A 20,519-nucleotide genomic window follows, 5' to 3' on the forward strand; every position below is an offset into this window, starting at 1 on the left:
CAGGCAACACCGTAACCCAAAGTGATCGAACCGACAAAACCGCCGGCCCGCCCATGTTTATCAAGGCCCGAACCTCTATTCCAGCGCCTTGCGATTGAAGTCGCGCAAACGGAACCCCATCAACACTAACATGCCGAAATAAGCCACCACACCCGCTGCTACCAACACCCCGAGTCGCAAGAGGCGCTCGAGCATGTGCCCCTGGTCCCAGGCTGGCATGAAGTGCATCGCACCCAACAGTACCGCGGACATCACGGCCACCGCGACCAGCAACTTGAAACCGAACTTTGCCCAGCCCGGTTGCGGCTGGTACATCTGCTGCTTGCGCAGCTGATAGAACAACAACCCGGCATTGAGGCAGGCGCCGGCACTGATCGCCAGGGCCAGGCCCGCGTGAGCCAGCGGCCCGATCAGCATCAAGTTGAACAACTGGGTGACCACCAGGGTGAAAATCGCGATTTTCACCGGTGTGCGGATGTTTTGTTGCGCATAAAAGCCCGGCGCCAGCACTTTGATCACAATAATCCCGAGCAATCCGACCGAATATGCGATCAGGGCACGCTGAGTCATCAATGCATCAAACGCATTGAACTGCCCGTACTGGAATAGTGAAACCGTCAGCGGTTCCGCCAGAATCCCCAATGCCAGCGAGCAAGGCAGCACCAGCACGAAACAGAGGCGCAGGCCCCAGTCGAGGATGCGCGAATACTCGTGACGATCCTTGTTGGCGTAGGTCTTGGCCAGGGTCGGCAGCAGAATCGTCCCCAGCGCCACGCCCAACACACCGGACGGCAGCTCCATCAAACGGTCGGCGTAATACATCCACGACACGGAACCGGCCACCAGGAACGAGGCAAAAATGGTGTTGATGATCAGCGAAATCTGGCTCACCGACACCCCGAGAATGGCCGGCAACATCTGCTTCATTACCCGCCAGACGCCCGTGTCGCGCAGATTCAGGCGAGGCAGCACCAACATGCCGATCTTTTTCAGGTGCGGCAGTTGATAGAGAAGCTGCGCCAGGCCACCCGCCAGAACCGCCCAGCCGAGTGCCATCACCGGCGGGTCGAAGTACGGCGTCAGAAACACCGCAAATATGATCATGCTGACGTTGAGCAAGGTCGGCACGAAGGCCGGCACCGAAAAACGGTTCCAGGTATTGAGGATCGCGCCGGCCAACGACGACAAGGAAATCAGTAGGATGTAGGGAAAGGTCACCCGCAAGAGGCTTGATGTCAGTTCAAATTTTTCCGGGGTATTGGTGAAACCCGGTGCCGTCACCCAGATCACCCACGGCGCGGCGATCATGCCCAACACCGTGACCAGTGCCAGCACCAGCGTCAGCAGGCCCGAGACGTAGGCAATGAAGGTTCGGGTCGCCTCTTCACCCTGCTGGCTTTTATATTCGGCAAGAATCGGCACGAACGCTTGGGAAAACGCTCCTTCGGCAAAGATCCGCCGCAGCAGATTGGGCAATTTAAAGGCGATAAAGAAGGCGTCGGTCGCCATTCCCGCGCCAAATGTGCGCGCAATGAGGGTGTCACGAACAAACCCGAGAATCCGGGAAAGCATCGTGATAGAGCTGACGGCGGCCAACGATTTGAGCAGATTCATGGAGAGAGTTTGTGCCTGTCGATAAACAGCAGGCGAACTACGCGCCTACTTGTGCGATACTCCGCGCCGCAACAGCACAGAGCCAAAGCTCGCGAGTTTACAGGTCACACGCCGGAAAGAAATATCCCGTCGCACCACGCCTACCACTTAGCGGAACGTTTCAAGCGCCCTTGACAAGACTTCAACTCATCGGCATGATTCGCGGCCTATTTTGTTTGCTATTTCCTAAAAAGTCTTTCGAGGAGCTCGACGGTGGCCAACTCACCTTCCGCCAAAAAACGTGCAAAACAGGCTGAGAAGCGTCGCAGCCACAACGCCAGCCTGCGTTCCATGGTTCGTACCTACATCAAGAATGTAGTGAAAGCCATTGACGCAAAAGACGCTGCCAAAGCTCAAGCCGCTTACGTTCTGGCTGTGCCAGTTATCGACCGTATGGCCGATAAAGGCATCATCCACAAGAACAAGGCCGCTCGTCATAAGAGCCGCCTGAATGGCCACGTCAAGGCCCTGAACGTTGCCGCTGCTGCCTAAGCGACTCGTTCATTAAAAAACCGACCTCAGGGTCGGTTTTTTATTGCCTGTGATTTGGTGAAGCACACAAAAAAATGTGGGAGCGGGCTTGCTCGCGAAGGGGCCATCACATTCAACATCATCGTTGACTGACAGTCCGCATTCGCGAGCAAGCCCGCTCCCACAGTTTGTTTTGCATCAAATTATTGAGCGTGCGCCCACGGCAAAATCGGAATCGCCGTCACCGCATTCTGCGGACTACCCTCGATCAAGCGATCGCTGTACACCAGATACACCAGCGTATTGCGCTTCTTGTCGAGGAAGCGCACCACCTGCATGGTCTTGAACACCAGGGACGTGCGCTCCTTGAACACCTCATCACCATCCTTGAGCTCACCCTTGAAGCTGATCGGCCCGACCTGCCGGCAAGCAATAGACGCCTCGGCACGATCCTCGGCCAATCCAAGCCCACCTTTCACCCCACCCGTCTTGGCGCGCGAGAGATAACAGGTCACACCCTCGACCTTGGGATCATCAAAAGCCTCGACCACGATCCGGTCATTCGGCCCGACGAACTTGAACACCGTCGACACCTGGCCAATTTCCTCGGCCGAAGCCAGCAGCGGCATTGCCAGCAGCAGCCCCAACAATCCTTTTGCCATGCGCATTCAGGTATTCCTTCAAACCAGAATCAGGTTATCGCGGTGAACCAGTTCCGGCTCCGCCATATAACCCAACAGACCGACAATCGCCTCAGACGACTGACCGATGATTTTTTGTGCCTCCAGGGCACTGTAGTTGGCCAGGCCCCGGGCAATCTCGCGACCGTCCGGCGCCACGCAGACCACCATCTCACCACGGCGGAAGCTGCCCTGCACCAATTTGACCCCAACCGGCAGCAAGCTCTTGTTGCCCTGGGACAATGCAGTCACCGCCCCCGCATCCAGCACCAGAGTGCCACGGGTTTGCAGATGTCCGGCCAGCCACTGCTTGCGCGCCGCCAGCATGCCGCGCTCCGGCGAAAGCAAAGTGCCGATGCGCTCGCCAGCCTTGAGGCGATCCAGTACGCGCTCAATGCGCCCACCGACGATGATGGTATGAGCACCAGAACGCGCCGCGAGACGCGCAGCACGCAACTTGGTCTGCATGCCGCCACGCCCCAATGCACCACCCGTACCGCCGGCGACTGCATCCAGGGCCGGATCATTGGCGCGCGCCTCGTAGATCAGTTGGGCATCCGGATTGTTGCGCGGATCAGCATCGAACATGCCATCGCGATCCGTGAGGATCACCAGCAAGTCCGCCTCAACCAGGTTCGCCACCAGCGCCGCCAGAGTGTCGTTGTCGCCGAAGCGGATTTCGTCGGTGACCACGGTGTCGTTCTCGTTGATCACCGGAATGACCTTGAGCTCGACCAGTGCGCGCAAGGTACTGCGGGCGTTCAGATAGCGCTTGCGGTCGGACAGGTCGTCATGGGTCAGGAGAATCTGTGCGGTATGCCGGCCATGCTCGGCAAAGCTCGACTCCCAGGCCTGCACCAGCCCCATCTGGCCGATTGCAGCGGCGGCCTGAAGTTCGTGCATCGCACTGGGTCGCGAGGTCCAGCCCAAACGGCTCATGCCAGCCGCCACCGCCCCGGAGGACACCAGCACCAGCTCGACACCCGCCTCATGCAAGGCCACCATCTGCTCAACCCAGACACCCATTGCCGCGCGATCCAGGCCTTTGCCGTCCGCCGTCAGCAAAGCGCTGCCGATCTTCACGACCCAACGCTGCGCACCTGTCACCTTGCTCCGCATCATCTTCAACCTTAGCTTGAGGGCAGCGCGACCTAGCACTGCCCGTGACGTTATTCGTGGTTATTCGTGACCAACAATCGATTTCCAGATACCAAAACGCCGCTCGATTGAGCGGCGCTTAAGTTTATCGCAACGAATCAGTCACGCACGTAAATGATTTCCGGACCGTCTTCGTCATCCACATCTTCTTCGTCCCAATCATCGTCACCGATGTCGTGAACCGACTTCACGCCACTGCGGCGCAGGGCACGCTGGTCGTCCAGCGCCTGCAACTGGGCACGGGCTTCATCTTCGATGCGCTGATCGAGCTCAGCCAACTCTTCCTTGTAGGCCGGGTCGTTGGCCAGGCGATCGGCACGATCTTCCAGATAACGCATGATGTCGTGGCACAGGCGCTCGGTGTTCTGCTTGGCAATCGCCGAGATCACATAAACCGGCCCCGTCCATTCCAGGCGATCAACGATTTCCTTGACGCGAGCATCGTGCTCTTCATCAAGGATCTGGTCACACTTGTTCAGGATCAGCCAGCGATCACGCTCCGCCAGGGACGGGCTGAACTTGGTCAGTTCGCTGACGATGACTTCAGCGGCGTCCGGGGCACTGGTTTCATCCAGCGGCGCCATGTCGACGAGATGCAACAGCAGGCGAGTACGCGACAAGTGCTTGAGGAAGCGAATCCCCAGGCCCGCGCCATCGGAAGCACCTTCGATCAGACCCGGAATGTCCGCGACCACGAAGCTCTTCCAGCGATCGACACTGACCACACCCAGGTTCGGCACCAGCGTGGTGAACGGATAGTCGGCGACTTTCGGCTTGGCGGCCGACACCGAACGGATAAAGGTACTTTTGCCAGCATTCGGCAAGCCCAGCAGACCCACGTCCGCCAGCACCTTCATTTCCAGTTTCAGGTCACGCTGCTCGCCCGGCTTGCCCGGCGTAGTCTGGCGTGGCGCACGGTTGGTACTGGATTTGAAACGGGTGTTGCCCAGGCCGTGCCAGCCGCCGTGTGCCACCAGCAATTTCTGGCCAGCCTTGGTCAGGTCGCCGATCACTTCCTGAGTGGCAGAGTCGATCACCGTGGTACCAACCGGTACACGCAGGATCAGATCTTCGCCCTTTTTACCGGTGCAGTCGGTGCTGCCGCCGTTGGAGCCACGCTCGGCATCGAAGTGCCGAGTGTAACGATAGTCCACCAGGGTGTTGAGGTTTTCGTCGGCCATCATGTAGATGGAACCGCCGTCACCACCATCACCACCGTTCGGACCGCCGTTTTCGATGAATTTTTCGCGACGGAAACTCATGCAGCCATTGCCGCCGTCACCGGCCTTTACTCGAATCGATACTTCATCAACAAACTTCATAACAAACGCCTCTCGCCATACGGACGAGCCGAAAAACAATCAAGACATAAGACTCTTGCAAAAATGAGCGCAGCGACCCCAAACCACGATACCTACATCGTACGCCGACAGCCCATACAAACAGCTTTGCAAGAGACTCACCCCACAAACGAAAAAGCCCCGTCGCGAGACAGGGCTTTTCCAGCGATCGCGCAATTAAGCTGCGACTACGCTCACGTAACGACGACCGAAGGCGCCTTTTACTTCGAACTTGATCACGCCTTCGACTTTAGCGAAGAGGGTGTGATCTTTACCCATGCCAACGCCGTAGCCAGCGTGGAATTGGGTGCCGCGCTGACGCACGATGATGTTGCCTGCCTTGATAGCCTGGCCGCCATACATCTTCACGCCAAGGCGTTTGGCTTCTGAGTCGCGACCGTTACGGGTACTACCACCAGCTTTTTTGTGTGCCATGAGTTCAATTCTCCTAGTGAGGAATTAGGCTGAAATTAAGCCTGAATACCGGTGATTTTGATCTCGGTGTACCACTGGCGGTGGCCCATACGCTTCATGTGGTGCTTACGGCGACGGAACTTGATGATGCGGACTTTATCGTGACGACCTTGGGAGATCACTTCAGCCACAACGGTAGCGCCAGCAACAACTGGAGCGCCGATATTCACGTCGTCACCGTTGGCAACCAACAGAACGCGATCAAAGGTAACGGATTCGCCGGTAGCGACTTCCAGTTTTTCGATCTTCAGGTATTCACCTGGGGCGACTTTGTACTGCTTGCCGCCAGTAACGATTACTGCATAAGACATGGTATTTCTCCGATAATCCTGCTCACCCAGCTCTTTATAAGAAGAGGTATTGGCTGGCATGGCTGCATGGGGCTGGAGGCCCGCTTGCAATTGCGTAAGGCAGGTGCTGCCCAGGAAGTTCAGGGTGCGCGATTGTACGCAAGGCACGAGCGCCTTGCAAGGGGCCGTCCATCGCGCCTTGACACCTGCAGGCGTGGGTCCTAGCATGCCGCGCAACCCTTCTGGAGCAACTGTCGCTGATGCAACCCCAAGCTTTCTACCGCGCGGTGGCGGACGATTTTAGCGCCGTCGACGGCATCATCAAGAAGCAGCTGACTTCCCGAGTGCCGCTGGTATCGAAAATCGGCGATTACATCACCTCGGCCGGCGGCAAACGCCTGCGTCCTTTATTGGTGTTGCTGTGTGGCAAGGCCCTTGGCCGCGAAGGCGACCAACTGCGCCTGCTGGCCGCCACCATCGAGTTCCTGCACACCGCTACCCTGCTGCATGACGACGTGGTCGACATGTCCGGCATGCGCCGTGGCCGCTCGACTGCCAACGCCATGTGGGGCAACGCGCCAAGCGTGCTGGTGGGTGACTTCCTGTACTCGCGCTCATTCGAAATGATGGTCGAGCTGGGCTCGATGCAGGTGATGAAGATCCTTTCGCAAGCCACGCGCATCATCGCCGAAGGCGAAGTGTTGCAGCTGTCGAAGGTGCGTGACGCCAGCACCACCGAAGAAACCTACATGGAAGTCATCCGCGGCAAGACCGCGATGCTCTTCGAAGCCTCGACCCACAGTGCTGCGGCCCTGTGCGAAGCCACGCCGGAACAGGCCGAAGCCCTGCGCACATTCGGCGACCACCTGGGCGTGGCCTTCCAGTTGGTCGATGACCTGCTCGATTACAAAGGCGACGCCGAAACCCTGGGCAAGAACGTCGGTGACGATCTGGCCGAAGGCAAGCCGACCCTGCCGCTGATCTACACCATGCGTGAAGGTACGCCGGAACAGGCCGCCCTGGTGCGCAAAGCGATCCAGAAAGGTGGGATCGAAGACCTGGAAAGCATCCGCGAAGCAGTGGAAGCCTCGGGCTCGCTTGAGTACACCGCGCAACTGGCCCGTGATTATGTGGCCCGCGCCATCAAGTGCCTCGAAGCATTGCCCGCCAGCGAATACCGCGATGCACTGGTTGAACTGAGCGAATTCGCGGTCGCGCGTACGCACTGACAACGAATATCCCTTGTGGGATCGGGCTTGCTCGCGAATGCGTTTCTTCAGTCAACCAACAAGTTGCCTGGCACACCGCTTTCGCGAGCAAGCCCGCTCCCACAGGTTTTTCAGCGTTGCCCCCTCCTGCCAAAAACCCTATACAATGTGCGCTTTTTAGCGATCCTGAATCCAAGGAGCCTTAGTGAGCACGTTGCCACCCTGCCCAAAATGCAATTCCGAATACACCTATGAGGACGGCGCCCAACTGATCTGCCCGGAGTGCGCCCACGAATGGTCCGCCAGCGGTGAAGCCGAAGCGGCGTCCGATGACGCAGTGAAAAAGGATTCGGTCGGCAATATCCTGCAGGACGGCGACACCATCACCGTAATCAAGGACCTCAAGGTCAAGGGCACGTCTTTGGTGGTCAAGGTCGGCACCAAGGTCAAGAACATCCGCCTGTGCGATGGCGATCACGACATCGATTGCAAGATCGACGGCATCGGCCCGATGAAACTCAAGTCCGAGTTCGTCAGAAAAGTCTGAACCTGCTGTATTCCATCCCGCGCCCGACGTGGGATGGCGCCCCACCCTCCCCCGTTTCACCCAGTAAATCCGCGCAATAGCCAAACGCCAGTCGTTTTGACCTGTCGCAATCTTTACCTGGAAAAAGTGCAAACCGCCAATAGGCCCTTGCTATTTAATGAATAAGAATTATTCTCATAAAACCCTCAGTGGAGATGAGAACCATGACTTATTTGATCGATGCCTGGCTGGACCGACCACACCCCTACCTCAGGATCCTGGATCGGGAAACCGGAGAAGTCTGTGTCGTACTTGAAGAGGAAGCCTTGAACGAACTGCAGGATCAGGGTGACCTGGACGTCAGCAGCCTGAGTTCCAGCGAACCGGTGGTGCTCAAGGAACTGGTGCGTAATTTGTTTCTGTTCTGCTATGCCCGGGCGTTGCGCCCGCACAGTGAACTGCACCACAAGATCGAAATATGAAAATCACCGCAAAAAACTGTGGGAGCGGGCTTGCTCGCGAAAGCGGTAGGTCAGGCAAACTGTTTGTCGCCTGAAAGGACGCCTTCGCGAGCAAGCCCGCTCCCACATTAGCCCGACGCTATATCGGGCCAGGTCTTACAGAACGTCGAGCAGTTCGACGTCGAACACCAGTACGCTGTGCGGCGGGATGCCGCCAACGCCTTGAGCGCCGTAAGCCAGTTCGCTCGGCACGTACAGGCGCCATTTGCTGCCGGCGTTCATCAGTTGCAGGGCTTCGGTCCAGCCGGCGATCACGCCACCAACCGGGAATTCTGCAGGCTGGCCGCGCTCGTAGGAGCTGTCGAACACAGTGCCGTCGATCAGGGTGCCGTGGTAGTGAGTACGCACGGTGTCTTCACGGGATGGCTTGGCGCCTTCGCCAGCGGTCAGAACTTCGAACTGCAGGCCGGAAGCCAGAGTGGTGATGCCTTCACGCTTGGCGTTTTCAGCCAGGAAAGCCAGGCCTTCACCAGCGGCCGCTTCAGCCTTGGCTGCAGCTTCGGCCTGCATGATTTCGCGGATGACTTTGAAGCTGGCGGACATTTCTTCCTGACCCACACGGCTTGGCTTGCCGGCGAATGCGTCGGTCAGACCTGCCAGGATCGCGTCCAGGCTTACGCCCGGTGGCGGGTTGTCGCGCAGTTGATCGCCCAGCTGACGGCCAATACCGTAGCTGACGCGGGTTTCGTCGGTGGACAGATTTACTTCAGACATGACACTGCTCCGCTGTGCGGACGGCTCGGGAACTTGCCATGCGTGCACAGCGCGTCCCGGAGCGCCCGGAACCAAAAGGGTCAGCAGACTAGCACAGATGTCATGCCATTGATGAGGGACGTCAGGCGATCGGGACCTTCAGGTTTTCTTCCACATCGGCAACCAACCCGCACATTTCGTCATGCACGACCGTGTGCACAAGGTTGAAATGCAACTTGGGAAAGGAGCGCAGCACATCACGGGCATGCTCCACCGAGCGCAACTGCATCGTGTGACCTGGCGTATCGTTCAAGGGATACGCCGCACCGTGCATCCGCGCCTCCAGCAGGTAGATGCCCCCCTCCATCGAGATCAGGTTCAGCTCATCGACCTTCCCGGCGATGGCATACGCATTCAACTCATGCAGGTTCATAAACGCACCTCACGCAGTGGTGAGCCAACATAGTTACAGGGATAGGCCTCGGCGCATCAAAGTACAAGCCACTGGCCAGACCGTTTGTCTGTTATCGCAGGAGGTTGTGGCGAGCGAGCTTGCTCGCGCCGGGCTGCGTAGCGGCCCCAAAAAAGCGGGATCGCTTCGCAATCCAGCGGGAGCAAGCTCCCTCGCCACAAGAGAGCTTGTCCGGATCAGTGCTTGGTGACTTTATCCAGGTAACCCATGGCGAATGCCGATACCACGAAAGTCATGTGGATGATCACGTACCACTGCAAATGCTCAGGATCGACGTTCTTGGCGTCCATGAAGATGCGCAGCAGGTGAATGGACGAAATCGCCACGATCGACGCGGCCACTTTCATCTTCAGCGACGAAGAGTCCATGGTGCCCAGCCAGTTGAGCTTCTCCTTGCTGTCGTCGATGTCCAGTTGCGAAACGAAGTTCTCGTAGCCGGAAATCATCACCATCACCAGCAAACCGCCCACCAGCGCCATGTCGATCAGCGACAACAGCACCAGGATCAAGTCTGATTCGGCCATCGAAAACACGTTCGGGATAACGTGAAAGACTTCCTGGAAGAATTTCAGTGCCAGCGCCAGCAGCCCGAGGGACAGGCCGAAATAGATCGGCGCCAGCAGCCAGCGCGAGGCGTACATTGTATTTTCGATAAAGCGTTCCATTGAATCTCACAGGCGGACTAAAAAATGGCCGCGAGTATAACAGCCGCCCGTCTATACCTAGAAGCAGCCAGAAACCGTCGAAAAATCCGCAACCTGCGCCTGTGTATCAAAGTTTTTCTGCTAGTGTCCAAATCATTGACCGTTCAGTGATATCGGACAGGAAGACTGGGAATGGATGTGCGATTGCCTTTGACGAGTGCCGGAATTTGCCTGGCGCTGCTGCTAAGCGGCTGCTCACCCAGCGATGAAAAACGCCAGGTCAGCCTCGAAGAAAAAACCGCGCAGTTCGAAAAGTCGCTGGACGCCATCCATGATCCGAAGCTCAAGGATGCCGTGTCGGAACTGGGCGGCTCGCTGCTGCTACTCGAACGCGCGCAACTCAAGCTCGACAGCAAACCGGTGGAAACCGAATACGGCGAAGACGCCCTCGCCATGCTCAAGCACTATCCCACGCCACAAGCCCTGGTCGACACCTACATCAACGGGCTGTTCGTACTGCAAAAGGACTCCAGCTCCGACTACTTGACCGACCTGCAGCCGGTGTTCCCCTTCACGTTCAGCATTCCTGCCGCGTTTTTGTTTCCCCATGGCCTGGAATGGCAGTCGGTTACGCTGAGCAACAAACGAGTGATTGCGTTCCAGCCGGAATGGTCGGAAACCGACCCCGGCATCCAGTTGAGCCCATCAAGTTCCAACCTGACCACCCCCGATGACCTGACCGTGGCCTACCCCTTCATCGAAGGCCTCGACATCGACAAAAAGCAGCAGCCGCAACCGGTGAGCCTGCAAGGTAAAGTCGAAGTCATCGCGCCACGCCGGCTCTACAGTTTCAACCTGACGAAGAAGGATGTGGGCCAGACCCGCACCAACGACAACCTCAGCGTTACCCTGCTCAAGCTTGAAAACAACTTCGCGGAAATCGAATACAACAACAGTGGGCCGCTGGCCCCGGAAGTCGCAGAAACACCGTTGAACCCGCTGATTGTCCAGGCCAGGGACAGCACAGGGCAATTCATCTCACGCTCGGGTTCCATCAATGAAACGGCGGCGCAAATTGCTTTCTATCAAAAACAGCTAACGAAAATGCAGCAACAAAAGAGCTGGAGCGAGGCATTGGAAAAACAGCTCGACGAAGAACAGCGCACCTTTGAGAAACAGCAGGCCCGACGTTATTCCAAGGTGTACTTCAACGGGACGATCGAAACCCTTGAAGTCAGCATGCTGGATTTTTCCGCCGTCACGGTCACCCGCAAGAATCTGGACCTGCCGGTCCGGCGCTTCGATGCCATTACCACAGACAAGTCCATCCAGCCTTTGAACTTGCCCGTGGTGGTCTATGACGACCAGGCGGCAGACTGGCTCAAAGGGGCAACGCTGAGTGAAGAGCAGCTGAAAAAGAATGTCAGCATCAGTCAGTCGGTCGACGACCCCAGCGCTGCGCGAATCGAATTCACGCATCTGCGCAGCTTCAACGATGAACTGCTCGGCACATCCTTCAACCCCGGTGAAAGCCCGGTGAGTTTCTTTACCGAAGACGCGGGAGGCAAACGCGACGAGCCGATCGAGCTGCCGCCTGAGGCGTACCAGATCGACCCCATGCGCGGCACCATCACTTACGATCTGAATCTGTTTCCGGAAACGCCGGCCTATGCAGTGGGCTCGATGCCGCTGTTCCTGGCCACGGTCGACAAACAAACCGTCGATGCCCGTCAACTGCCCAAGGGCCTCGAGCTCAAAGACAATGCGCTGGTGGTGGACCTGAAGGCGTTTCCCGCCCAGGACTGGCGCTTTTTCGCCAAGGACGACAGCGGCAATTACTTGAAGGAGATTCTATCGGTCAGCCATGACGCGAGCGCACAGGGTCGGGCGCAGTTTGCCGTGCATTACTTCTACGGGCAGCCTACGCGCCTGGAAACCTATCAACGCACTGACCTCGACACCGTGCAGTACGGTTTCGAGGTCAAACTCGACAAGGCCGACGTGTCTCGCCTTGATCAATAGTGCGACTCAGTGCTCGGGTTGAAACTCGAAGCCGCCCACGTTACGGCAGCGACCGCCATTGATTTCCCGCAGTTGGGCTTGCAGGTGCAGGCACCAGATTTGCGGGTCATCGGCCAGTTCATAGCCGTGCAAAGTCAGGCTTTCAACGATGGTATCGAGGATCGATTCAGCCACGAACGGGCCATGAAAAGGTCCTTGGGCCTTGATGGCCGAAGGTTGTTCACCGGCCATTCCGGCGGCGAACAGCAGAGTCCACATGCCCGTATCTCCCGCCAATGGACGGATGGAACACTCGATACGGGTCACAAGGCCCAGGCATTGACGGGTGAGGCAGAGGTTGCGCGACATGGCGGCGACCCTCGGTAGATCCGGTATTCAGCCCCCATGGGAAGGCTGTTTCGATCCTGTGATTACTGTCGACATCCCTGAGCTGAGAATAGAAGAAAAGTCCGGCTTGCAGGCCGGACGAAACCGAAAGGCGCCGAATGGTCATAGTGTGAATGTTGACGTCATTTCGACGACGCTTTTCCAGTATTCACACAAACAAATGTGGGAGCGGGCTTGCTCGCGAAGGCGTCTTTTCATTCAACATTTATGTTGACTGATACGCCGCTTTCGCGAGCAAGCCCGCTCCCACATGGGACACTGCATCATGCAGGCTTGGTTTCTGCCAACGCTTCTTGCGCCAACTCCTTCTCGGCTTCTTTCAAATCATCTTCACTGATCATTTCCGCGATAACCCGCAGGCGTTCCACTACCCGTGCGTTCACGCTGCCTTCAGGGAATTCGCCATTCTCGTCCGGCTCGCCGGCCGGTTCGCCAACCAGCAAACTCAAGGCTTCGTCGGCCTGGCGTACCGCATAAACGTGGAACTGCCCGGCGCGCACCGCGGCCAGTACTTTTTCGTCGAGCATCAGCGTGGCGACGTTGGCGTGCGGAATGATCGCCCCCTGCTCACCGGTCAATCCGCGGGCTTCGCACAGTCGGAAGAAGCCCTCGATCTTCTCGTTGACTCCGCCCACCGCCTGCACTTCGCCGAACTGGTTGATCGAACCGGTGATGGCGAAGCACTGCTTGAGCGGGGTTTTCGACAAGGCCGAAATCAGGGTGCAGGCCTCGCCCAGGGAAGCACTGTCGCCATCGACATAACCGTAGGATTGCTCCAGGGCAATGCTCGCGGAAATCGCCAGCGGAAATTCCTGGGCGTAACGGCTGCCCAGATACCCGGTAAGGATCATCACGCCTTTGGAGTGAATCGGCTGGCCGAGGTTGACCTCGCGCTCGATGTCGACGATGCCGCTGCCGCCCGGATACACCGTGGCGGAAATCCGCGCCGGTATGCCGAAGGCCGAGTCGCCGACTTCCAGCACCGTCAAGCCGTTGCACTTGCCGACCGCAGCACCCGCGGTGTCGATCAGGATGATCCCGGCCAGCATGTCATCGAGAATCCGCGCCGAAACCCGCCCGGTTCGCGTGGCCTTGGCCTTGAGCGCCCGTTCGATGTGCCCGGCGTCGGTCATTACATCGCCGGCCAGATGGCGGATGAAGTCTGCCTCGCTGACCAGTTGGAACAAATCACCGATACGCGCCGACAAGCGCCCCTGGTGTTCGGCCAGACGCGCACTGTAAGTCGCCAGGCGCGCCACCGCATCGGCGGTCAGCGGTGCCATGCCTTCTTCGGAAGTACGGGTTTTGAGCAACTGGGCGAACTGCTCCAGGCTCTCGTCGACCATCGGGATGTCTTCATCGAAATCCACCAGGACGCGGAACATTTCCTGGAAGTCCGGATCGAGGTCTTGCAGCGTGTAATACAGCTGACGGGCACCGATGATGACGACTTTGACCTGCAATGGAATATGTTGCGGCGTCAGGGTCACGGTGGCCAGGCGGCCCAGTTCACCCAGCGGTGATTCCATTTTCAGCTTGCGCGATTGCAGGGCGCGTTTCAGCGCATCCCACACGAAGGGCTCGCTGAGCATTTTGTCCGCTTCAAGGATCAGGAAGCCGCCGTTGGCCCGGTGCAGCGCACCCGGCCGTAACTGGCGGTAGGTGGTGTACAACGCGCCTTGATCGGTGCTGTATTCGATACGACCGAAGAGGTTCTCGTAGGTCGGGTGCGGCTCGAACACCACCGGCGCGCCGCCGCTGGCCGAGTGACCGACCACCAGGCTCGGTGCGTATTGTTCTTCCAGCAACTTGCGGGCGACAGCGTCAGTCTTGCTGTCGTCCACCAATTGCTCGACCACAGTCTTGAGCAAGTACACCTGCATGGCTTGCAGATAACCGCATACCGCGGCGTTCTCGGCGTATTTCTCCGACAAGGGTGACAACAATGGCTGCAAGGCCAGGGTGATGGTTTCTTCGTTGAGGTGGCGCAGTTGATTGCTCGACTCACGCTTCCATTGCGGCAGGCTGGCGAGCTCTTCGTTCAGGCGCTCCTCCAGCGCGGAAATATCCTCGTGAAAACGCTCGCGCTCGGCTTCCGGCAGTTGTGCGAACTCAGCCTCATCCAGCGCCTTGCCGTCACCCATTGGGGTGAAGGCGATATTGCTGGCGTCGCGATAGAGCGCGACGTCCTTTTCCAGTGCCAGACGCTCGATGACGTCCAGGGCCTTGTCGTAGCGCTGGTTGAAGGCGCGGTCGATGGCGCTTTTCTTCTGCTGATAGGACGGATGCTCGAAGACTGCGGGAAACGTCGCCAGCAGGTTGTCGATCAAACCGTTGATGTCACCGATGAAGGCGCCGGCGCTGCCCGACGGCAGTTCCAGAGCGCGCGGCTCGCGAGGCTCATCGAAATTGTTGACGTAGACCCAGTCCGCCGGAGTCTGCAGGCGCTTGCCTTCGGCCTTGAGGTAGCGTTTGACGAACGAGAACCGGCCAGTGCCGGGCTCGCCCATGACAAACACGTTGTAACCGGGGCGTGGCATGGCCACACCGAACTGCAAGGCTTCGACCGCACGTTCCTGGCCAAGCACACCGCGAAAGGGCTCCAGATCATTGGTGGTAGAGAAGCTGAACTGTTCAGCGGAAAACGGACGGGTCAGCGCTTCGGGCGCTAGACGCAAGCTGGCAGCAACAGGATCAGGCATCGGGCTTCCTTAACAATCAGGCGGGGCAGATTGCAGCATTCTGGCGCTGCCCATGCCCGACTGGCAAGGAGTGCCGCAGGCCTGTGCATAGACAATCCGCCAACCCCAGGCGGACCGGGCTTGCGCCGCGGTTTCCCATGAATGTTTTGCAAAAAATCACGGAACCCCATGATCGTGCCTAAACTCCAGACTGCGCGGCTGGACTATTGCCCGGCCCACTGGCACCAGACGGGCCAGACCCTTTGTCTATTGGTACGCACATAAAGAGAACAAAGCTATGAAACGGATTCTTCTTGGTACTCTCTTCGCCGCTGTATCCATTAACGCCATGGCTCAGGCCCCGGGCGGCCCGGATTGCGGTTGGGGCAACATGCTGTTCGAAGGTCAGCGTGGTACTCCGGCTCACTTCCTGGCATCCACCACCAACGGCACTTCCGGCAACGCAACCTTCGGTATGACCTCCGGCACCAATGGTTGTGCAACCAACGCGTCGCTGACCTATGGCGGCAAATCCTGGTTTGCCATGAATGGCATGATGAACGAGTTGTCCGAGGACATGGCCAAAGGTCAGGGCGAAGCGCTGACCACCTACGCCGTGGTACTGGGCGTGGCGCCGGAAGACCGTGCGCACTTCGCCGCCGTCACTCACGAGCACTTCCAGCAGATCTTCAGCAAGGCTGACGTGACTGCCGAAGACGTGCATACCAACACCCTGGCCGTGCTCAAAGCCGACCCTCGCCTGGCCAAGTACGCCACACCGGCATAAGCTCGACCCGCCCCGCTTCTTTTGGGAAGCGGGTTTTGTTTTTTGGACCTGCCCCTTTAGGGGAGCGTCGGTGAGTCAAGACGCAAAACCTGTGGGAGCGGGCTTGCTCGCGAATGCGGTGTATCAATTGACGATGATGTTGACTGACCCACCACTTTCGCGAGCAAGCCCGCTCCCACATGGAATGTGGTTTGACTGACTGGCAATACCTGTTCGGGGCTCAGTTTCTATCGATTAAGTTGCCATCTATGTTCAAACGCCTTGCCTGGCTGGCGCTGTGTGCCTGCGCCCCGCTGTCCGCCGCGCCTCACATCGATCCACAACGTTTGCAGCAACTGGCCAACGACCCTTTCTGGATATCCCTGGGCCATTACGAAACCGCCAAGCTCGGTGGCTGGCGCAGCTATGTCAGTGACAGAAAATTCTTCCTCGCCGCCGATGGCAATGAACATCCGGACCATGAACTGGCGGCGACCGTACAAGCCTTGTACGCCCCGGCCAGTGCCGGTGAACAACACGCACAATGCGTCTACCCGGCCCGCACCCGCTGGTTGAAAGAACAACTCGGCCTGGCCGGCCTGCCGACGCCGGACTGCGCCGGGTTCAAGCAATGGTTCAAGGACGTCTCACCCGACAGTGCGGTGATGATCTTCCCGGCGGCTTACCTGAACAGCCCGTCCTCGATGTTCGGCCACACCCTGCTGCGCATCGACCAGGCCGATGTAAAGAGCGACAAGACTTCGCTGCTCAGCTACGCCATCAACTTCGGCGCCTACATCGAGGGCTCGGACAACAGCATCCTCTATGCCTGGAAAGGCCTGATGGGCGGCTATCCCGGCCTGTTCGCGCTGGTGCCCTATCAGGAAAAACTCTCGGAATACCGCAGCCTGGAAAACCGCGACCTGTGGGAATACCGCCTGAACCTGACCCGGCAGGAAACCGCGCGCATGGTCGAGCACGTCTGGGAGCTTAAACAGATCAAATTCGACTATTTTTTCTTCGACGAAAACTGCTCATACCGCTTGCTGGAACTGCTGCAAGTAGCCCGTCCGAGCCTGCGCCTGACCGAACAATTCCCGCTCACAGCCATTCCGACCGACACCGTCAAAGCCGTGAAGAATGCCGGACTGGTGGAATCCATCCAGTATCGCCCGTCCCGGGAACGCGAGTTGCTCAGTCGCGCCGAGCCGTTGAACCCTGAAGAGCAGCAATGGGTGCTGAAAGTCAGCGCCGATCAGAAACAATTGCAGGACCCGGCGTTCAAGACACAACCCCACGAACGCCAGGCACTGATCATCGATGCGGCCTATCGTCTGGAACGTTACCGCGCCAATGGCCAGGAACGCGACCCGGCGCGCGCCCAGCGTAGCTTCGAACTGCTGCGGGCGATCAACCAGAACCCGGCGCCGGAGCTGGATATACCGCAACCCGGCCTGCCGGAAGACGGCCACGCGTCCCGCACCTGGCAGCTGGGCCTTGGCACCCGTGGAGATAAAGCCTTTGGCGAGTACGGCTTGCGCATGGCTTATCACGACCTTAATGACAACAGCGAAAGCTTTCCCCTTGGCGCGCAGATTGAAATCCTGCAATTGAAACTGCGCCAGTACGAAGGCAATGACTGGCAAGTGCAGCGACTGGACCTGGCGACCATTCGCTCCCTGACCCCGCGTAACGAGTTGCTGCAGCCGCTGTCATGGCAAGTCACCGGCGGCCTGGAACGGGTGCAGGGCAAGCACGATGACCAAACCCTGGTCAGCCACGTCAACGGTGGCGGCGGCGGTACCTGGCAACTGGGCGACGAATTGCTTGGCTTTGCCCTGGGTACCGTGCGTATCGAACACAACAACGACTTCGCCGCATTCATTGCCCCGGCCGCCGGTTTCAACAGTGGTGTGCTGTGGAAAAACCCGCTGGGAAACTTGAGCCTGGAAGCCAAGGGCGATTTCTTCACCAATGGTGAAGTGCGCCGGAGCCTGAGCCTGAATCAGCAATGGGAAATCTCCCGCAATCTGGGGCTGCGCTTGAACGCCCAACGCGAATTCAGCCATTTGGCGACGGCCGAGAACGAAGTGATGCTTGAGCTGAAGTGGTATCACTACTGACCCGAACGCACCGCACATCCCTGTGGGAACGGGCTTGCTCGCGAATGCGATCTGCCATTCAAAATTAATGCTGACTGACTCACCGCATTCGCGAGCAAGCCCGCTCCCACAGGGGGTACGTGGCGTTCGACAAAAAGCATACACACCTTTCACAAGCACCCAACGCATCCACTTCTAGACTTTCCTTATCAGCCGCGTATCGGCCTGGGAGAGTGAGATGGGGCGGTATGCGACCGCAACAGTCATCTGGAGGAACGGGACAAAGCCTGGCAGCAACAGAAGGACCAGGACGCTGCCCGGGCTTATCACTCGCCGTAAGTCGCTTTCAGACATCCAGTGAAACCAAATGCCTGCGACCATGGCCCAAACCCTATACCGGGAGAATTTCATGAGCCGTGCTTTCGTCAATGAAGATAACGCCGCTGCGCAAGCCGATCAGCCTGTCGAACGACAGGTCAGCGCGCAGCCCAATTACGTGACGCCGCAAGGCCTGAGCTTGTTGCAGGGCAAAGTCGCCGAACTGCAAGCCCTGCACGCCGAACAATCGGCAAAAGGCGAGCAGGCCGACAAGCAGCGCCTGGCCGATCTCGAGCGTGATTTGCGTTACTTCAAGCAGCGTTTGGGGAGTGCTCAGATGGTACCCGCCGCGACCTCGACCGAAAAAGTGCAGATCGGCAGTTGGGTAACCTACGCCGATGAACACGCCACCGAACGTCGGGTACAACTGGTGGGTGAAGATCAGGCCGATGCCGCCCACGGCCTGATCAATTGGGGTTCGCCGCTGGGTCGGGCGCTGCTCGGTGCACGACTCAACGACGAAGTGCTGTGGCAGCGCCCCGCCGGGGATCAAATGATTGAAGTGATCCGTATCGAGCCGACTTAAACCACGCCCTGGGCCAGCATGGCATCGGCGACCTTCACGAAGCCGGCAATGTTCGCGCCCTTGACGTAGTTGACCCGGCCGTTCTCTTCGCCGTAATGCACGCAGGCGTGGTGAATCGACTGCATGATCGCGTGCAGTTTGCTGTCCACTTCGCCAGCGGTCCACGCCAGGCGCATGGCGTTCTGCGACATCTCCAACCCGCTCACCGCGACGCCACCGGCGTTGGATGCCTTGCCCGGCGCAAACAGAATGTCCGCCTCGATGAACAGGTCCACCGCCTCAAGCGTGGTCGGCATGTTCGCGCCTTCAGCCACACAGATGCAGCCATTGCGCAACAATGTGCGAGCGGCTTCGGCGTCCAGTTCGTTTTGCGTCGCGCATGGCAACGCGATATCGCAGCCAAGGCTCCATGGCAGTTGACCGGCACGGAACTCCAGGCCAAAACGGCCAGCCAGCTCACGAATCCGCCCGCGCTGTACGTTTTTCAGCTCCAGCACCGCCAGCCATTGCTCCTCGGTCAAACCGCTCTCGCAGTACAGCGTACCCTCGGAGTCGGACAGTGAGATCACCTTGCCACCCAGGTCCATGACCTTGCGCGCCGCGTATTGCGCGACGTTACCGGAACCGGAAATCGCCACGCGCTTGCCCTCGACCGCCAGGCCACGGCGCTTGAGCATTTCTTCGGCGAAGTACACACAACCGAAACCGGTGGCTTCCGGGCGAATCAGGCTGCCGCCATAGCTCGGCCCCTTGCCGGTCAACACACTGGTGAACTGGTTGCTCAGCCGCTTGTACTGACCGAACAGGAAACCAATCTCGCGAGCCCCCACGCCGATGTCGCCGGCCGGCACGTCAACGTCCGCACCAATGTGACGGTACAGCTCGCTCATGAAGGCCTGGCAGAAACGCATGACTTCCGCGTCGCTTTTGCCTTTGGGGTCGAAGTCCGAACCGCCCTTGCCGCCGCCCATGGGCAATGAAGTCAGGGAGTTCTTGAAGGTCTGCTCAAACGCGAGGAATTTCAGCACGCCAAGGTTCACCGAGGGATGGAAACGCAGGCCACCCTTGTACGGGCCGATCGCGCTGTTCATCTGGATGCGGAAACCGCGATTGACCTGGACCTTGCCCTGATCGTCGACCCAGGAAACCCGAAACACCACCGCCCGCTCCGGCTCGCAGATGCGTTCCAGAATGCCCGAGGTCAGGTAATGCGGATTGGCCTCAAGAAATGGCCACAGACTGCGTAGTACTTCTTCCACGGCCTGGTGAAATTCAGGCTGGTCCGGATCGCGATTTTTCAGGCGGGCAAGGAAGGATTCGACGGATTCGATCATGGAAAAGTCTCGGCAAATTTATTGTCGTTGGAAGAAATTGAGCCGGACTGTAACAAACGATTCGCGCACAAGAACAGAGCAAAATGTCGCATTTATGAAATTAAATGGTGCACAGGATATAAAACAGGCTGCTTTTTAGCGTGATATTGCACCTGAATGGGGATTCACAACTCAATTCCTGCACCATCAGGAA

At 58.4% G+C, this 20,519-nt stretch carries 20 protein-coding genes; 8 read left to right on the top strand and 12 right to left on the bottom strand.

The features are described from left to right. Positions 1-75: 75 nt before the first annotated feature. Entirely contained in the window at positions 76-1,614 is a 1,539-nt protein-coding gene (gene murJ, locus PMI28_RS06040) for a murein biosynthesis integral membrane protein MurJ (protein ID WP_007990448.1), read from the bottom strand. A gap of 252 nt (positions 1,615-1,866) precedes the next feature. Here murJ and rpsT point away from each other — a divergent pair, with 252 nt between their 5' ends. Then, on the top strand, positions 1,867-2,145 hold the full coding sequence (gene rpsT / locus PMI28_RS06035; protein ID WP_007970922.1) for a 30S ribosomal protein S20: 279 nt from the start codon (positions 1,867-1,869) through the stop codon (positions 2,143-2,145). A 182-nt stretch (positions 2,146-2,327) separates the two neighbouring features. Here rpsT and PMI28_RS06030 read toward each other — a convergent pair whose 3' ends face one another. From PMI28_RS06030 to rplU, 5 genes are all read right to left on the bottom strand, one after another. Beyond that, on the bottom strand, positions 2,328-2,792 hold the full coding sequence (locus tag PMI28_RS06030) for a CreA family protein (protein ID WP_007990450.1): 465 nt from the start codon (positions 2,790-2,792) through the stop codon (positions 2,328-2,330). A gap of 12 nt (positions 2,793-2,804) precedes the next feature. Next, a complete protein-coding gene (gene proB / locus PMI28_RS06025; protein ID WP_033063550.1) occupies positions 2,805-3,923 on the bottom strand; it encodes a glutamate 5-kinase in 1,119 nt (372 codons plus the stop codon). Between the two features lie 137 nt (positions 3,924-4,060). Further along, a complete protein-coding gene (gene cgtA / locus PMI28_RS06020; protein WP_007970919.1) occupies positions 4,061-5,284 on the bottom strand; it encodes an Obg family GTPase CgtA in 1,224 nt (407 codons plus the stop codon). Positions 5,285-5,479: 195 nt separating this feature from the next. After that, positions 5,480-5,737 (bottom strand): 50S ribosomal protein L27, encoded by a 258-nt coding sequence (gene rpmA, locus PMI28_RS06015; protein WP_003281574.1) that lies wholly within the window; start codon positions 5,735-5,737, stop codon positions 5,480-5,482. Between the two features lie 35 nt (positions 5,738-5,772). Next, positions 5,773-6,087: a 50S ribosomal protein L21 gene (gene rplU / locus PMI28_RS06010; protein WP_007950961.1), complete on the bottom strand. Its 315-nt coding sequence runs from the start codon at positions 6,085-6,087 to the stop codon at positions 5,773-5,775. Positions 6,088-6,326: 239 nt separating this feature from the next. On the opposite strand from rplU, the gene PMI28_RS06005 reads away from it, so the two are divergent. The 3 genes from PMI28_RS06005 (at position 6,327) to PMI28_RS05995 (ending at position 8,282) form a co-directional block, all read left to right on the top strand. Further along, positions 6,327-7,295 (top strand): polyprenyl synthetase family protein, encoded by a 969-nt coding sequence (locus PMI28_RS06005; protein ID WP_007990455.1) that lies wholly within the window; start codon positions 6,327-6,329, stop codon positions 7,293-7,295. Positions 7,296-7,479: 184 nt separating this feature from the next. Continuing rightward, positions 7,480-7,821, top strand: a complete 342-nt coding sequence (locus PMI28_RS06000) for a zinc ribbon domain-containing protein YjdM (protein WP_007990458.1) — start codon at positions 7,480-7,482, stop codon at positions 7,819-7,821. Between the two features lie 203 nt (positions 7,822-8,024). Beyond that, positions 8,025-8,282 carry a PA4570 family protein gene (locus tag PMI28_RS05995; RefSeq protein ID WP_007990459.1) on the top strand — a complete coding sequence of 86 codons (258 nt, stop codon included), beginning with the start codon at positions 8,025-8,027 and terminating at the stop codon, positions 8,280-8,282. 135 nt (positions 8,283-8,417) lie between these two features. Here the strand turns inward: PMI28_RS05995 and PMI28_RS05990 are convergent, their stop codons facing one another. The 3 genes from PMI28_RS05990 to PMI28_RS05980 form a co-directional block, all read right to left on the bottom strand. Further along, entirely contained in the window at positions 8,418-9,035 is a 618-nt protein-coding gene (locus tag PMI28_RS05990; protein ID WP_007970907.1) for an FKBP-type peptidyl-prolyl cis-trans isomerase, read from the bottom strand. A gap of 121 nt (positions 9,036-9,156) precedes the next feature. Next, positions 9,157-9,447, bottom strand: coding sequence for a DUF6482 family protein (locus PMI28_RS05985; protein ID WP_007990461.1), 291 nt, complete (start codon positions 9,445-9,447; stop codon positions 9,157-9,159). A gap of 215 nt (positions 9,448-9,662) precedes the next feature. Further along, the gene (locus tag PMI28_RS05980) at positions 9,663-10,151 is read right to left on the bottom strand and encodes a TIGR00645 family protein (RefSeq protein ID WP_007990463.1); all 489 of its coding nucleotides are present in this window, start codon (positions 10,149-10,151) and stop codon (positions 9,663-9,665) included. 171 nt (positions 10,152-10,322) lie between these two features. Between PMI28_RS05980 and PMI28_RS05975 the strand changes: the two genes are divergently transcribed. After that, positions 10,323-12,152, top strand: a complete 1,830-nt coding sequence (locus PMI28_RS05975; protein WP_007990464.1) for a hypothetical protein — start codon at positions 10,323-10,325, stop codon at positions 12,150-12,152. Positions 12,153-12,158: 6 nt separating this feature from the next. On the opposite strand, the gene PMI28_RS05970 is transcribed toward PMI28_RS05975, so the two are convergent. Beyond that, a complete protein-coding gene (locus tag PMI28_RS05970; RefSeq protein WP_007990466.1) occupies positions 12,159-12,500 on the bottom strand; it encodes a PA4575 family protein in 342 nt (113 codons plus the stop codon). Between the two features lie 302 nt (positions 12,501-12,802). Then, positions 12,803-15,241 (bottom strand): Lon protease family protein, encoded by a 2,439-nt coding sequence (locus tag PMI28_RS05965; RefSeq protein ID WP_007990468.1) that lies wholly within the window; start codon positions 15,239-15,241, stop codon positions 12,803-12,805. A 277-nt stretch (positions 15,242-15,518) separates the two neighbouring features. Here PMI28_RS05965 and PMI28_RS05960 point away from each other — a divergent pair, with 277 nt between their 5' ends. The 3 genes from PMI28_RS05960 to PMI28_RS05945 all read left to right on the top strand — a co-directional run bounded on the left by PMI28_RS05960 (position 15,519) and on the right by PMI28_RS05945 (position 18,992). Further along, positions 15,519-16,007, top strand: a complete 489-nt coding sequence (locus PMI28_RS05960; RefSeq protein WP_007990470.1) for a DUF3015 domain-containing protein — start codon at positions 15,519-15,521, stop codon at positions 16,005-16,007. 248 nt (positions 16,008-16,255) lie between these two features. Beyond that, on the top strand, positions 16,256-18,109 hold the full coding sequence (locus tag PMI28_RS05955) for an Lnb N-terminal periplasmic domain-containing protein (RefSeq protein ID WP_033063551.1): 1,854 nt from the start codon (positions 16,256-16,258) through the stop codon (positions 18,107-18,109). 388 nt (positions 18,110-18,497) lie between these two features. Continuing rightward, entirely contained in the window at positions 18,498-18,992 is a 495-nt protein-coding gene (locus PMI28_RS05945) for a GreA/GreB family elongation factor (RefSeq protein WP_007990474.1), read from the top strand. On the opposite strand, the gene gdhA is transcribed toward PMI28_RS05945, so the two are convergent. Next, positions 18,989-20,326 carry an NADP-specific glutamate dehydrogenase gene (gdhA, locus tag PMI28_RS05940; RefSeq protein ID WP_007990476.1) on the bottom strand — a complete coding sequence of 446 codons (1,338 nt, stop codon included), beginning with the start codon at positions 20,324-20,326 and terminating at the stop codon, positions 18,989-18,991. The genes PMI28_RS05945 and gdhA overlap by 4 nt on opposite strands. Positions 20,327-20,519: the final 193 nt, after the last annotated feature.

The sequence above is a fragment of the Pseudomonas sp. GM48 genome, from assembly GCF_000282335.1.
GTDB lineage: Bacteria > Pseudomonadota > Gammaproteobacteria > Pseudomonadales > Pseudomonadaceae > Aquipseudomonas.

What these genes read in the sequence shown, in the direction of transcription:
- murJ (WP_007990448.1), bottom strand. Translation starts at nt 1,614, where the DNA reads ATGAATCTGCTCAAATCGTTGGCCGCCGTCAGCTCTATCACGATGCTT.
- PMI28_RS06030 (WP_007990450.1), bottom strand. Translation starts at nt 2,792, where the DNA reads ATGCGCATGGCAAAAGGATTGTTGGGGCTGCTGCTGGCAATGCCGCTG.
- proB (WP_033063550.1), bottom strand. Translation starts at nt 3,923, where the DNA reads ATGCGGAGCAAGGTGACAGGTGCGCAGCGTTGGGTCGTGAAGATCGGC.
- cgtA (WP_007970919.1), bottom strand. Translation starts at nt 5,284, where the DNA reads ATGAAGTTTGTTGATGAAGTATCGATTCGAGTAAAGGCCGGTGACGGC.
- rpmA (WP_003281574.1), bottom strand. Translation starts at nt 5,737, where the DNA reads ATGGCACACAAAAAAGCTGGTGGTAGTACCCGTAACGGTCGCGACTCA.
- rplU (WP_007950961.1), bottom strand. Translation starts at nt 6,087, where the DNA reads ATGTCTTATGCAGTAATCGTTACTGGCGGCAAGCAGTACAAAGTCGCC.
- PMI28_RS06005 (WP_007990455.1), top strand. Translation starts at nt 6,327, where the DNA reads ATGCAACCCCAAGCTTTCTACCGCGCGGTGGCGGACGATTTTAGCGCC.
- PMI28_RS05995 (WP_007990459.1), top strand. Translation starts at nt 8,025, where the DNA reads ATGACTTATTTGATCGATGCCTGGCTGGACCGACCACACCCCTACCTC.
- PMI28_RS05990 (WP_007970907.1), bottom strand. Translation starts at nt 9,035, where the DNA reads ATGTCTGAAGTAAATCTGTCCACCGACGAAACCCGCGTCAGCTACGGT.
- PMI28_RS05985 (WP_007990461.1), bottom strand. Translation starts at nt 9,447, where the DNA reads ATGAACCTGCATGAGTTGAATGCGTATGCCATCGCCGGGAAGGTCGAT.
- PMI28_RS05980 (WP_007990463.1), bottom strand. Translation starts at nt 10,151, where the DNA reads ATGGAACGCTTTATCGAAAATACAATGTACGCCTCGCGCTGGCTGCTG.
- PMI28_RS05975 (WP_007990464.1), top strand. Translation starts at nt 10,323, where the DNA reads ATGGATGTGCGATTGCCTTTGACGAGTGCCGGAATTTGCCTGGCGCTG.
- PMI28_RS05970 (WP_007990466.1), bottom strand. Translation starts at nt 12,500, where the DNA reads ATGTCGCGCAACCTCTGCCTCACCCGTCAATGCCTGGGCCTTGTGACC.
- PMI28_RS05965 (WP_007990468.1), bottom strand. Translation starts at nt 15,241, where the DNA reads ATGCCTGATCCTGTTGCTGCCAGCTTGCGTCTAGCGCCCGAAGCGCTG.
- PMI28_RS05960 (WP_007990470.1), top strand. Translation starts at nt 15,519, where the DNA reads ATGAAACGGATTCTTCTTGGTACTCTCTTCGCCGCTGTATCCATTAAC.
- PMI28_RS05955 (WP_033063551.1), top strand. Translation starts at nt 16,256, where the DNA reads ATGTTCAAACGCCTTGCCTGGCTGGCGCTGTGTGCCTGCGCCCCGCTG.
- PMI28_RS05945 (WP_007990474.1), top strand. Translation starts at nt 18,498, where the DNA reads ATGAGCCGTGCTTTCGTCAATGAAGATAACGCCGCTGCGCAAGCCGAT.
- gdhA (WP_007990476.1), bottom strand. Translation starts at nt 20,326, where the DNA reads ATGATCGAATCCGTCGAATCCTTCCTTGCCCGCCTGAAAAATCGCGAT.